The organism is Variovorax sp. KBW07, from assembly GCF_003852515.1.
Lineage (GTDB): Bacteria > Pseudomonadota > Gammaproteobacteria > Burkholderiales > Burkholderiaceae_C > Variovorax.
Genome location: NZ_QAJK01000235.1, coordinates 1 through 11,031 on the forward strand (window position 1 = coordinate 1; position 11,031 = coordinate 11,031).

An 11,031-nucleotide genomic window follows, 5' to 3' on the forward strand; every position below is an offset into this window, starting at 1 on the left:
TGGTGTACCGCTGATCAACGACCACTCTGATGACGCTCACGCGGATGGTGTGCTCTGCGCAGCGAAATAAAGGAGGAGCGAAGCGGGGGACATTCGCGGAGCAGAGCACACCGTCGGCGTGGGCGTCGCCCTGAATGACCCCTGTCTCAGTCCCCGGAAGCATCCAAAGACAGCCGCAAACGCGTGACGTTCGGATTGCCCGGATCGCGCTGCAGCCTGAAGCCCAGCTTGCGCGCGAGTGCCAACATGCCCGTGTTGTCGTAGAGCGTGATGTCCGCCAGCTGCTTCACGCCGGCGACCCTGGCGGCATCGATCAGCTTGCGCATCAGCTTGGCGGCCACGCCGCGGTGTTGCCATGCGTCGGCGATCACGATTGCGAACTCGGCCGTGGTTGCCGTCTCGGGCGTGTCGCCGCGCACATAACGAACCACGCCCATCTGCTGCTCGGCGCCATCGACCTCGGTCGTCGCGATGAGCGCCAGTTCGCGGTCGTAGTCGATGTGGGTCATGCGCCAGAGCTCGTCGGGCTGCGGCTTGCGCGGCGACAGCAGGCGGTGGTAACCCGTCTTGTCCGACAGGCCGCCCACGAACGCCGTGTGCATCGCCAGGTCTTCCGCGCGGATCGGGCGGATGCGCACCGGCGTGCCGTCGGCGAGCTGCCAGTCCTCGACCAGGTGGCTGGGATAGCCGAGGGCTGGCATGGCGGCAGGGGTCGGCAGATCAGCCGGTCAGCTGGTCAGCCGATCACTTCGGGCCAGTCCGTATGGAAGAACTGGCCTTCGGGCTTGTCGGTGCGCTCGTAGGTGTGGGCGCCGAAGAAGTCGCGCTGCGCCTGCAGCAGGTTGGCCGGCAGGCGCTCGGTGCGGTAGCTGTCGTAGTAGGCCAGCGACGCGCTGAAGGCCGGCACCGGAATGCCGTTGCTCACCGCCAGCGCCACCACTTCGCGCCAGTTCTGCTGCGTGCGGTTCAGCAGGTCCTTGAAGAACGGGTCGAGCATCAGGTTGGCCAGTGCCGGGTCGGTGCGGAAGGCGTCGGTGATGCGGTTCAAAAAGCGCGCGCGGATGATGCAGCCGCCGCGCCAGATCGATGCAATGCCGCCCAGGTCGAGCTTCCATTCCTTCTTGTCGCCCATCGTCTTGATGAGGTCGAAGCCCTGCGTGTAGCTGATGACCTTCGACGCATACAGCGCATCGTGCACCTTGGCCACCAGCGCCTTCTTCTCGAGCGACAGCTCGATCTTCGGCCCCTGCAGCACCTTGCTGGCCGCCACGCGCGCCTTCTTCTGCGACGACAGCACGCGCGCCTCCACGGCGGCGTTGATGGTGCTGATGACCACCGCATTCTCGGCCGCGTTGATCAGCGTCCACTGGCCCGTGCCCTTCTGGCCGGCCTTGTCCAGGATCAGGTCGACGATCGGTTGGCCGGTTTCCGGGTCTTTCTGCTCCAGCGCCTTGGCGGTGATCTGGATCAGGTAGCTCTGCAGCTCGCCGTCGTTCCACTCGTTGAAGATCGCGGCCATCTCGTCGGTCGTGAAGCCCGCGGCCTTGAACAGGCTGTAGGCCTCGCAGATGAGCTGCATGTCGCCGTACTCGATGCCGTTGTGCACCATCTTCACGTAGTGGCCCGCGCCGCCGGGGCCGATGTGGATCACGCAGGGCTCGCCGTCGACCTTGGCCGCGATGCTCTCGAAGATCGGCTTCATCACCTCCCAGGTGGAGAGCGGGCCGCCCGGCATGATCGACGGGCCCTTGCGCGCGCCTTCTTCGCCGCCCGACACGCCCGCACCGATGAAGCGCAGGCCCTTGGCCGCAAGGTAGGCGTCGCGGCGCTCGGTGTCGGTGTAGAGGCTGTTGCCGCCGTCGATGACGATGTCGTCCTTGTCGAGCAGCGGAATGAGTTGTTCGATCACCTGGTCGACCGGTGCGCCGGCCTTGACCATGATCTGGATCTTGCGAGGCCTGGCCAGGCTCTGCACGAACTCTTCGAGCGTCTTGGCGCCGACCAGCTTCTTGCCGGGGTTGGCTGCAATGAAGGCCTCGGTGGTGGCTTCGGTGCGGTTGTACACGCTGACCTGGAAGCCGCGGCTTTCCACGTTCAGCACGAGGTTCTGGCCCATCACGGCCAGCCCGATCAGTCCGAAATCGCTTTTGTTGCTCATGGCCCTTCTTTCGTATGCGGTTGGAGGCGGTTGGATGGATATGGATATCCGTGGCGGTCATTGTGCCGGTGGCCTCGCCGGGGCGCCGTCGGAGGGCGTCTATACCCGCTTGGCAAATGGGCCGGGGCTGGCTATGTTGGCAGCATGAGCGCTCCCCTCAACGCCCCTGCTGTCACCGCCGCCCCCGCGCCGGCTGCCATCCACACCTGGTCGACCGATGCCGTGCCGCCTTCGCAGCGGCTGGACTACTGGGTGGGCGCGGTCTGCGAAGGGTTCCTGGAGATGGACATCACCAGCCGCGAGGCCGCCGGGAATTTCGGCGCGACGCTGGTGTCGGCGCCGCTGGGCCCGCTCGTCGTGAACCAGGTGCGCGGCAGCGCGCAAGACGTGTACCGCACGCGCCGCGCCATTGCCCACAGCCGCCAGAACTACTTCTACCTGCTGTGCAAGAGCGATTCGGCCTGGGTCACGGCGCAGGAAGGCCGCGCCGCGCGGCTGCTGCCGGGCGACGCGGTGCTGGTCGATTCGCGCCGCCTCTATGAATTTCACCTGCTGCAATCGGCCGACACCCTGTCGATCGAACTGCCGACCGCCTGGGTCGATGCATGGCTGCCCGATGCCGGCGACCAGGTGGCGCGCCGCATCGACGGGCAATCGGGCTGGGGCGGCGTGCTGTGCAGCTTCGTGCGCCAGCTGTCGCCGGCGTTGGCCGCGAACCCGCCGCTGCCTGCCGAGTTGCTGAGCGACCAGCTCGGCGGCCTGCTGGCACTGGCCACGGGGCACGGTGGCCTTGCACAGTCGCAGGCGCCGGACGAGGGGCGGGCCGCCCTGCGGCGGCGCGTGCTCGAAGCCACGCGCGAACGCCATGCGGAGCCGGGCCTCACGGCCGCGGGCGTGGCGCGCGGGCTGGGCATTTCGGAGCGCAGCCTGCACCGATGCCTGGGCGAGGGCGCCACCACCTTCGCGACCGCGCTGGCGGGGTTTCGCATGCAGGTGGCGCGGCGCATGCTGGCCGACGCGCGCTTCGACCGCCTGAGCATCGCGGAGATCGGGTTTCGCGTCGGCCTGGCCGATGCGTCGCACTTCGTTCGCCAGTGCAGGCGGCACCTGGGCGGCACACCGGGTGAATTGCGCCGGCGTCTTCGCTGAAGCCGCGCAGGCCCGTGCCCGTGCCCGCGTCCGCGTCCGGACTCAGATGCTGCGCAGGTTGACCCGCTTCGACAGCGCCGCCGCGCTCTCGCGCCGTTCGCTGTAGCGGTCGACCAGGTGGTCCGCGCAGTCGCGCGTGAGCAGCGTGAACTTCACCAGCTCTTCCATCACGTCGACCACGCGCTCGTAGTAGGGCGAGGGCTTCATGCGGCCGTCGTCGTCGAACTCCAGGAAGGCCTTGGCCACCGACGACTGGTTGGGGATGGTGAGCATGCGCATCCAGCGCCCGAGCACGCGCAGCTGGTTGACCGCATTGAAGGACTGCGATCCGCCCGACACCTGCATCACCGCGAGCGTCTTGCCCTGCGTGGGGCGCACCGATCCGACGGCCAATGGAATCCAGTCGATCTGCGCTTTCATGATGCCGGTCATGGCGCCGTGGCGTTCGGGCGATGTCCACGCCATGCCCTCGGCCCACTGCGCGAGCGTGCGCAGCTCCTGCACCTTCGGATGGTCTTCGGGTTCGCTGTCGGGCAGGGGAAGGCCGTGGGGATCGTAGATGCGCGGCTCGGCGCCCATGGCCCGCAGCAGGCGCGCGGCTTCTTCGGTCAGCAGCCGGCTGTAGGAGCGCTCGCGCAGCGAACCGTAGAGCAGCAGGATGCGCGGCGCATGCGTGGCGCGCTGCGTGGGCAACAGCTGTTGCAGGCCGGGCTTTCGGAAGGCGCCGGCGTCGAGGTGGGCGGGAAGGTCAGGGCTTGGCGACACGCTGGCCCTTTGCATCGATGACCGCTTCGCCGTCTTCCTTTGCGAAGGCGCCGCGCTGCGGGTTCGGAAGAATGTCGAGCACCGCTTCGGAGGGCCGGCACAGGCGCGTGGCGAGCGGTGTCACGACGATGGGGCGGTTGATGAGGACCGGGTGCGCCAGCATGAAGTCGATCAGTTGGTCGTCGTTCCACTTCGCATCGTCCAGGCCCAGTTCGTCGTAGGGCGTGCCTTTGCGGCGCAGCAGGCCGCGCACCGGAATCGCCATCGCGGCGATCAGGCGCTGCAGCGTGGTGCGGTCGGGCGGCGTCTTCAGGTACTCGATGACCGTGGGCTCGTCGCCCGTGTTGCGGATCAGCGCGAGCACGTTGCGCGACGTGCCGCAGGCGGGGTTGTGATAGATCGTGATGTCGCTCATGAGGTGGCGTTTTTTAAAGATGAAATGAGGTGGCGTGGGTCAGCCGTGGCCCAGCCGCAGCGCCAGCGCCGCGAGGGTGGCCAGCAGCACCGGCACCGTCAGCACGATGCCGACCTTGAAGTACTGGCCCCAGCCGATGGCGATGCCCTTCTTCGCGAGCACGTGCAGCCACAGCAGCGTGGCCAGGCTGCCGATGGGCGTGATCTTCGGACCCAGGTCGCAGCCGATCACGTTGGCGTAGACCATGGCCTCTTTCACGACGCCGCTCGCAGTCGATGCGTCGATGGACAACGCGCCCACCAGCACGGTCGGCATGTTGTTCATCACCGAGGAGAGCAGGGCCGAGAGAACTCCGGTGCCCAGCGCCGCGGTCCATACGCCGCCCCGGGCGAAGACGTCGAGCAGCGATGCGATGTGGCCCGTCAGCCCGGCATTGCGCAACCCGTAGACCACGAGGTACATGCCGAGAGAGAACACGACGATCTGCCAGGGCGCCTCGCGCAGCACCTTGCGCGTGTCGATCGCGTGGCCCCGCGCCGCCACTGCAAGCAGCACCACCGCACCGAAGGCGGCCACCGCGCTGACCGGCACGCCGAGCGGCTCGAGCGCGAAGAAGCCGACGAGCAGCAGCACCAGCACGACCCAGCCCGCGCGAAAGGTCGCGAGGTCGCGCACCGCGGCGGCCGGTGCCCTGAGCTGCGCCGCGTCGTAGCGCGCGGGAATGTCGCGGCGAAAGTACAGCATCAGCACTGCAAGGCTGGCGAGCACCGCGACAACGTTGACCGGCACCATCACCGCCGCGTAGCCGTTGAAGCCGATGCCGAAGAAATCGGCCGACACGATGTTCACCAGGTTCGACACCACCAGCGGCAGGCTGGCCGTATCGGCAATGAAGCCGGCCGCCATCACGAAGGCCAGCGTGGCGGCGGGCGTGAAGCCGAGCGCGAGCAGCATGGCCATGACGATGGGCGTGAGGATCAGTGCCGCGCCGTCGTTGGCGAAGAGCGCCGACACCGCCGCGCCCAGCAGCACGATGAACGCGAACAGCCGCCGGCCGCGCCCGCCGCCCCAGCGCGCCACGTGCAGGGCGGCCCATTCGAAGAAGCCGGCCTCGTCGAGCAGCAGGCTGATGACGATCACGGCGATGAAGGTGCCGGTGGCGTTCCACACGATGCCCCAGACCACCGCGATGTCGGCAAGGTGGACGACGCCGCAGAGCAGCGCGACGGCGGCGCCCAGCGAGGCGCTCCAGCCGATGCCCAGCCCGCGCGGCTGCCAGATGACCAGCACGAGCGTGCAGACGAAGATGGAGACTGCAAGCAGCATGTCGAATGAAGCGGGAAAAAAGAGCCTGGGCTTCAGCAGTCGCAAGCCGCCGCGCCATCTGTGGTGGCGGTGGCGGCGCATGGCTCGCCCTGGCAGCAGTTTTCCGTGAGGTAGCCGAGCAGGGCGTTCATGCGGTCGAAGGCCGCGCGGTAGATCAGGTTGCGGCCCTGCCGCTCCTGCGAGACCAGTCCCGAATTCATGAGCTCCTTGAGATGGAACGACAGGCCGGTGGCCGGCACGCCCAGCGCCTCGGTCAGCGCACCCGGCGTCAGGCCCTCGGGCCCGGCCACCACCAGCGCGCGAAACACCCGCAAGCGAACGGGCTGCGCCAGTGCAGCCAGGGATCGGACGACATCGTTTTCTTCCATTATTCAAGTATCGTTGAATTATTGAATGAAGGCAACCGGCCGGGCACGAATCGGCCATCGGGCTGGCGCGCAGCGGCCATTGGCCGGGCAGTGCTTTTTCTACAGTCGTGCTGCATTTCCACACTGAAGGAGACACCCATGTCCGACACCTACGTTCTCGTTCATGGCGCCTGGCACACCGGCGCCGAAATCGAAGCCGTGGCCGATGGCCTGCGCGAAGCCGGCCACACCGTGCATTGCCCCACGCTCGCGGGCAACCGCCCCGGCGACGACCGCGCGCGCATCGGCCTGGCCGACGCCATCGACTCGGCCGTGCGCTACATCGAGGAGAAAGACCTGACGCAGGTCCGCCTGGTGGGCCACAGCTACGGCGGCATGGTCATCTCCGGCGTGGCCGACCGCATCGCGCAGCGGCTGCGGCGGCTGGTGTACATCAACGCCTTCGTGCCGCTCGACGGCGAGGCGCTCAACGACATGGTGCCGCCGCACTACGTGGCGATGTTCGACGCCATTGCCGGGGCGAACGCCAACGCCGTGACGCTGCCCTTCGAGATCTGGCGCGAGGCCTTCATCAACGACGCCGACCTGGCGCTCGCGCAGGCCGCCTACGACAAGCTGAACCCGCACCCGTACCGCACCTTCACCGACAAGATCAGGCTGCAGAAGCCGCTGGCCGAACTGGCGCTGGGCAAGTCCTACGTCAATTGCCTGCAGGACACGGCGATGCCGCACAGCCTGCCGTGGCATCCGCGCCTGTCGGAGCGGCTGGGGCTGTTCAGGCTGGTGGAATGCCCGGGGAGCCACGAGATGTTCTTCTCGAACCCCAAGCGGCTGGCGCAGGCCATCGTGGAGGCGGGGCGGGACTGAGTGGCTTGGGCGGCGAGAGCGGGATCGAGCCCGCGGCGCCGCAAGTGCTCACGCGCCGGAGAACAGCGCGTCGAACACGCGGATCGACGCATAGGCGTCGTTCGCCGCATAGCGGATCTGCGCCTCTGTCAGCTGCCTGTTCGCCCAGTTCGAGGTTGTCGCCTTGCGCGACTTGATGAAGCGCCGGTTGAACACCAGCGCCACCGCCGCCTTCACGCCGACCGACTTGCGGTAGCCGCGATGGCGGAATTCGTTGTCGATGTCAAACACCGCCTGCGGCTCGATGCGCAGCTTGTTGCGTATCAGCGTGAGGTCGCCCGACAAGCCGAAGCCGACCTTGCGCAACGCAGCCGATGCGATCAGCTCGGCCACCACCGGATTGCATTCGGTGCGATGCAGCTGGAACAGCCAGGCCGTGTCGCGCGTGGAAAATTGCACCACGTGCGGGCCGCCCGAGATCTCGTTCTTGGCGAAGGTGGGTTTCGATTCAGTGTCGAAGCCGGCCACGCGCGCGGCCAGCAACGCGTCGGCGGCGCGCTCCGCGTCCTGCAGCGTGGCGACGACGACGATGTCCTTCAGGCCGAGGCCGTCGAAGGGCTCCAGCAGTGCGATCTGCTCGCGTTCGGGGAGTGGCGGCAACGCGGGGTTGTTGTCGCTCACCGGGTGACTGCTTTCTTGGTCTTGCTCTTCACTGCGGCTTTCTTTGCGGGCGTTTTACGGGCGGCTGTTTTCTTTGCCGCCGCGGATTTTGTAGGTTTGGCGGTCTTGATCTTCGGCGGCTGGCCAGAGCGCAGCGCTGCTTCGTACGCGCGGCGACCCCACAGGGCGGCCTCTTCGCGGTCCTCGAAAAGATCGGCGGGCGCCAGCCGGTACGACATGGGCATTTCCTTGCCCTGGCGCACATAGGTGAAGGGCGGCAGTTCGAGCTTGTCGAAGTGCGGGGCGCTTTCGGCATCGGACTTCAGGTACAGCGTGTCCCTGGCGACGAGCGCGATCATGCGGCCCTCGTGCCACACGCCGTGGCCGCCGAACATGCGGCGCGTCTCGATGCGGCCGAGGCGCTCGAAGACCTCGTGCAGGCTCTGGACGAAATTGCTCATTGCGCGAGGTCTGCCGTGGGCCTGGCGGGGGCGGTGTCGCAGATCAGCAGGTCGTGCATGGTGTGTTCCTTTCGGTCGGCGTCTTCAGGCTGTGATCTCGATGCGGTTGCCATCGGGGTCGAGCACCACGCTCTCGTAGTAGCCATCGCCGGTGCGGCGCGGGCCATCGAGCAGCGGGTAGCCGTCGTTCTTCAGGCGCTGCGTGAGCGCATCGACCGCCGCGTCGGAGCCCACGCTGATCGCCAGGTGGGTCCAGCCCATGCGCTGCGCGCCGGCCTCCGCCGCCACCGGCGACAGCGTGCTCGTGGTCATGGCCTCGATGCGCGCGCCGTCGCCCAGGCTCAGGAAGCACGAGGCAAAACCCTTCGCCGGATTGGTATAGCCCGCGCCGGCGGTGGCGCCGAAGTAGTCGACGTAGAAGCGCTTGCAGCGCTCCAGGTCCGTGGTCCAGAGGGCGATGTGATCGATGCGCATGGAGAGGAAAAAATCAGGGGGCGCTCAACCCACGCGCCATGGCGGGCGGGAGGGCGACCAATGGTAGGCGATGCGTTCGCGGCCGCTGGTGGGGTGCCGGTCGATCGTGCCGCGTTCCAGGCCATAACGTTCGTAGAAGCGCTGGGCCGAGGTGTTGGTGGTGGCCACGTGCAGCCGCCAGCCGGTGGGAATGCGCACGCAGGCCTCGTCGAGCAGCGCCTTGCCCAGGCCCTGGTTGCGCAGGTGGGGCTCGACGAAGAGCTGGGCCACGTATTCGCGCCGCTCCAGCAGCACCATGAAGGCCAGTACCTGGCCGTCGCGTTCGGCCAGCACCACCTCGGCCGGCGGCACGAATTCGGTTCGCACGCGCTGCAGCCAGTGCGCGATCGGCTCGATGGCGGTGGCGCCCCGGTTGGCGGAAATCCACGCCCGTCGCCAGATGCCGGCCAGCACCATGCTCTCCTCGGCGGAGCCATCGCGCGACCGCAGGTGAAAGGCGGGGATTTGGGCTGCGGACATGCGTTCGATGATACGGCGCGTGCCCGTTGTGGTCGATCAGCCGTGCAGCGTTTGCGCGTGGTGCGCGATGTGGTCGGCCATGAAGCTCTGGATGAAGTAGTAGCCGTGGTCGTAGCCCGGGTGGCGGCGCAACGTGAGCGGCTGGCCCGCGGCAAAACACGCGGCCTCGAACACTTCGGGGTGCAGTTGCTCGGCCAGGAATTTGTCGGCCAGGCCCTGGTCGATGAGGATGCCGTGCGGATAGGGCGCGACGGTCTGCGACTGCATGAGCGCGCTGGCGTCGTGCGCGAGCCATTGCGCGCGGTCGACGCCCGGTGCGCCCAGGTAGCCGGCGAATGCTTTCTCGCCCCACGGGCATTGGGTAGGCGCGCAGATCGGCGCAAAAGCCGAAAGCGACTTGAAGCGCCCCGGGTGCCGCATGGCCAGCGTGAGCGCGCCATGGCCGCCCATCGAGTGGCCGAAGATGCCGACGCGCTGGCCGTCGATGGCGAAGTGCTGCGCCACCAGCGGCAGCAGCTCGTGGACGATCCAGCTTTCCATGCGCCAGTGCGTGGACCAGGGCTCGGCGGTCGCGTCGAGGTAGAAGCCGGCGCCGATGCCGAAGTCCCAGTTGTCCTTGGCGCCCGGCAGGCCTTCCGGGCCGGCGCCGCGCGGGCTGGTGTCGGGCGCGATCAGCGCAATGCCCAGGCTCGCGGCCATGCGTTGCGCGCCGGCCTTCACCGCGAAGGTTTCCTCGTTGCAGGTCAGGCCGGCAAGGTAGAGCAGGGCGGGCACGCGCTCGTGCGCGGCCTGCGGTGGCAGGTAGACCGAGAAGCGCATCGGCAGCCCGATCTCGTGCGAGCGGTGCTCGTGAAAGCTCTGCACGCCACCGAAGGCGTGGTGCTCTGAAAGGGTCTTTGGGGTGTTGTCGGTCATGGGTTGGTGTTGTTGCCGCGCAGCGCGGGCACCAGTTCGAGCACGGCGTCGGCAAAGGTGCGCGGCGCTTCCTGCGGCATGTTGTGGCCCACGCCCGGCACGAGGCGGTGCGAGCGCGGTCCGCTGAAACGGTGTGCGTGGGCCGAGGCCTCGGCGGGTGGGCGCACGCCGTCGTCGATGCCGTCGAAGGTGATGGTGGGCACGGTGATCGCGGGTTGGGCCGCAAGGCGGCGCTCGACATCCGCGTACGCCGGGTCGCCGGCCGCCAGGCCGAAGCGGTGGCGGTACGACTGGATCACCACGTCCACGAAATCGGGATGGTCGAAGGCGGCGGCGCTGCGTTCGAACGTGGCGTCGTCGAACTTCCAGGTCGGCGACCACAGCTTCCACAGCAGTTTCGTCAGCGCCTTGCGGTCTTTGGCGAGCCCGGCGCGGCCGCGCTCGCTGTGAAAGTAGTACTGGTACCAGAGGCTGTGCTCATTCGCCGGCGCGTCCGGCTCCATCGCCTTGGCGATGTTCTGGATGTTGTAGCTGTTGAACGACACCAGCCCCGCGCAGCGTTCAGGCCAGAGCGCCGCCACCACGCAGGCGGCGCGGCCGCCCCAGTCGTAGCCGGCCAGCACCGCGCGCTCGATCTTCAGCGCGTCGAGCAGCGCGAGCAGGTCGGCGCCCAGCGCGGCCTGTTCGCCCGAGCGCGGCGTGGCATCGCTCAGGAAGCGCGTGGCGCCGTAGCCGCGCAGGTACGGCACGATCACGCGGCAGCCTTGCGCGGCCAGCATGGGCGCCACTTCGGCATAGGTGTGGATGTCGTACGGAAAGCCGTGCATCAGCAGCACGGGCGGGCCGTCGGCGGGGCCCGCTTCGAAGTACGCGACTTCGAGAACGCCCGCCTCGATCTTGCGCAAGGGTTCCATGCGGTTCATGGCGGGCGCCTCCCGGGGCTTTTAGTAAAGAACCACGCCGCGAATCGACTCG

General features: G+C 67.9%; 14 protein-coding genes. 2 read left to right on the forward strand and 12 right to left on the reverse strand.

Translation table 11 applies throughout. The features are described 5' to 3' along the window. Nucleotides 1-146: 146 nt before the first annotated feature. Together DBV14_RS32430 and gnd are read right to left on the reverse strand one after the other, a co-directional pair. Nucleotides 147-701 (reverse strand): GNAT family N-acetyltransferase, encoded by a 555-nt coding sequence (locus tag DBV14_RS32430; protein WP_124466144.1) that lies wholly within the window; start codon nt 699-701, stop codon nt 147-149. Nucleotides 702-736: 35 nt separating this feature from the next. Further along, the gene (gnd, locus tag DBV14_RS32435) at nt 737-2,158 is read right to left on the reverse strand and encodes a decarboxylating NADP(+)-dependent phosphogluconate dehydrogenase (protein WP_124466147.1); all 1,422 of its coding nucleotides are present in this window, start codon (nt 2,156-2,158) and stop codon (nt 737-739) included. Between the two features lie 144 nt (nt 2,159-2,302). On the opposite strand from gnd, the gene DBV14_RS32440 reads away from it, so the two are divergent. After that, a complete protein-coding gene (locus tag DBV14_RS32440; protein ID WP_124466150.1) occupies nt 2,303-3,307 on the forward strand; it encodes a helix-turn-helix domain-containing protein in 1,005 nt (334 codons plus the stop codon). Between the two features lie 42 nt (nt 3,308-3,349). Here DBV14_RS32440 and arsH read toward each other — a convergent pair whose 3' ends face one another. The 4 genes from arsH to DBV14_RS32460 are packed head-to-tail and all read right to left on the reverse strand — an operon-like array spanning nt 3,350 to nt 6,181. Next, a complete protein-coding gene (arsH, locus tag DBV14_RS32445) occupies nt 3,350-4,087 on the reverse strand; it encodes an arsenical resistance protein ArsH (protein ID WP_124466153.1) in 738 nt (245 codons plus the stop codon). Beyond that, a complete protein-coding gene (gene arsC, locus DBV14_RS32450; protein WP_124466156.1) occupies nt 4,056-4,487 on the reverse strand; it encodes an arsenate reductase (glutaredoxin) in 432 nt (143 codons plus the stop codon). The genes arsH and arsC overlap by 32 nt, the downstream gene beginning before the upstream one ends. Before the next feature lie 39 nt (nt 4,488-4,526). Further along, nucleotides 4,527-5,813: an arsenic transporter gene (locus DBV14_RS32455; protein WP_124466159.1), complete on the reverse strand. Its 1,287-nt coding sequence runs from the start codon at nt 5,811-5,813 to the stop codon at nt 4,527-4,529. Between the two features lie 32 nt (nt 5,814-5,845). After that, on the reverse strand, nt 5,846-6,181 hold the full coding sequence (locus DBV14_RS32460; protein WP_124466162.1) for a helix-turn-helix transcriptional regulator: 336 nt from the start codon (nt 6,179-6,181) through the stop codon (nt 5,846-5,848). Nucleotides 6,182-6,319: 138 nt separating this feature from the next. Here DBV14_RS32460 and DBV14_RS32465 point away from each other — a divergent pair, with 138 nt between their 5' ends. Then, nucleotides 6,320-7,048, forward strand: coding sequence for an alpha/beta fold hydrolase (locus DBV14_RS32465; RefSeq protein ID WP_124466166.1), 729 nt, complete (start codon nt 6,320-6,322; stop codon nt 7,046-7,048). 48 nt (nt 7,049-7,096) lie between these two features. On the opposite strand, the gene DBV14_RS32470 is transcribed toward DBV14_RS32465, so the two are convergent. From DBV14_RS32470 to DBV14_RS32495, 6 genes are all read right to left on the reverse strand, one after another. Next, the gene (locus tag DBV14_RS32470; RefSeq protein WP_124466168.1) at nt 7,097-7,708 is read right to left on the reverse strand and encodes a 3'-5' exonuclease; all 612 of its coding nucleotides are present in this window, start codon (nt 7,706-7,708) and stop codon (nt 7,097-7,099) included. Then, complete coding sequence (locus DBV14_RS32475; protein ID WP_124466171.1) at nt 7,705-8,148, reverse strand: TfoX/Sxy family protein; 444 nt, start codon at nt 8,146-8,148, stop codon at nt 7,705-7,707. The genes DBV14_RS32470 and DBV14_RS32475 overlap by 4 nt, the downstream gene beginning before the upstream one ends. A gap of 84 nt (nt 8,149-8,232) precedes the next feature. After that, entirely contained in the window at nt 8,233-8,622 is a 390-nt protein-coding gene (locus DBV14_RS32480) for a VOC family protein (RefSeq protein ID WP_124466173.1), read from the reverse strand. A gap of 24 nt (nt 8,623-8,646) precedes the next feature. Continuing rightward, nucleotides 8,647-9,141: a GNAT family N-acetyltransferase gene (locus DBV14_RS32485; protein ID WP_260397307.1), complete on the reverse strand. Its 495-nt coding sequence runs from the start codon at nt 9,139-9,141 to the stop codon at nt 8,647-8,649. A 36-nt stretch (nt 9,142-9,177) separates the two neighbouring features. After that, a complete protein-coding gene (fghA, locus tag DBV14_RS32490) occupies nt 9,178-10,056 on the reverse strand; it encodes an S-formylglutathione hydrolase (RefSeq protein WP_124466178.1) in 879 nt (292 codons plus the stop codon). Beyond that, on the reverse strand, nt 10,053-10,979 hold the full coding sequence (locus DBV14_RS32495; protein ID WP_124466181.1) for an alpha/beta fold hydrolase: 927 nt from the start codon (nt 10,977-10,979) through the stop codon (nt 10,053-10,055). The genes fghA and DBV14_RS32495 overlap by 4 nt, the downstream gene beginning before the upstream one ends. Nucleotides 10,980-11,031: the final 52 nt, after the last annotated feature.

Excerpts from the sequence above, each read along its gene's own strand:
- DBV14_RS32430 (WP_124466144.1), bottom strand. The coding sequence starts at position 701 with ATGCCAGCCCTCGGCTATCCCAGCCACCTGGTCGAGGACTGGCAGCTC.
- DBV14_RS32465 (WP_124466166.1), top strand. The coding sequence starts at position 6,320 with ATGTCCGACACCTACGTTCTCGTTCATGGCGCCTGGCACACCGGCGCC.
- DBV14_RS32440 (WP_124466150.1), top strand. The coding sequence starts at position 2,303 with ATGAGCGCTCCCCTCAACGCCCCTGCTGTCACCGCCGCCCCCGCGCCG.
- DBV14_RS32485 (WP_260397307.1), bottom strand. The coding sequence starts at position 9,141 with ATGTCCGCAGCCCAAATCCCCGCCTTTCACCTGCGGTCGCGCGATGGC.
- DBV14_RS32460 (WP_124466162.1), bottom strand. The coding sequence starts at position 6,181 with ATGGAAGAAAACGATGTCGTCCGATCCCTGGCTGCACTGGCGCAGCCC.
- fghA (WP_124466178.1), bottom strand. The coding sequence starts at position 10,056 with ATGACCGACAACACCCCAAAGACCCTTTCAGAGCACCACGCCTTCGGT.
- DBV14_RS32480 (WP_124466173.1), bottom strand. The coding sequence starts at position 8,622 with ATGCGCATCGATCACATCGCCCTCTGGACCACGGACCTGGAGCGCTGC.
- arsC (WP_124466156.1), bottom strand. The coding sequence starts at position 4,487 with ATGAGCGACATCACGATCTATCACAACCCCGCCTGCGGCACGTCGCGC.
- arsH (WP_124466153.1), bottom strand. The coding sequence starts at position 4,087 with ATGCAAAGGGCCAGCGTGTCGCCAAGCCCTGACCTTCCCGCCCACCTC.
- DBV14_RS32475 (WP_124466171.1), bottom strand. The coding sequence starts at position 8,148 with ATGAGCAATTTCGTCCAGAGCCTGCACGAGGTCTTCGAGCGCCTCGGC.
- DBV14_RS32455 (WP_124466159.1), bottom strand. The coding sequence starts at position 5,813 with ATGCTGCTTGCAGTCTCCATCTTCGTCTGCACGCTCGTGCTGGTCATC.
- gnd (WP_124466147.1), bottom strand. The coding sequence starts at position 2,158 with ATGAGCAACAAAAGCGATTTCGGACTGATCGGGCTGGCCGTGATGGGC.
- DBV14_RS32495 (WP_124466181.1), bottom strand. The coding sequence starts at position 10,979 with ATGAACCGCATGGAACCCTTGCGCAAGATCGAGGCGGGCGTTCTCGAA.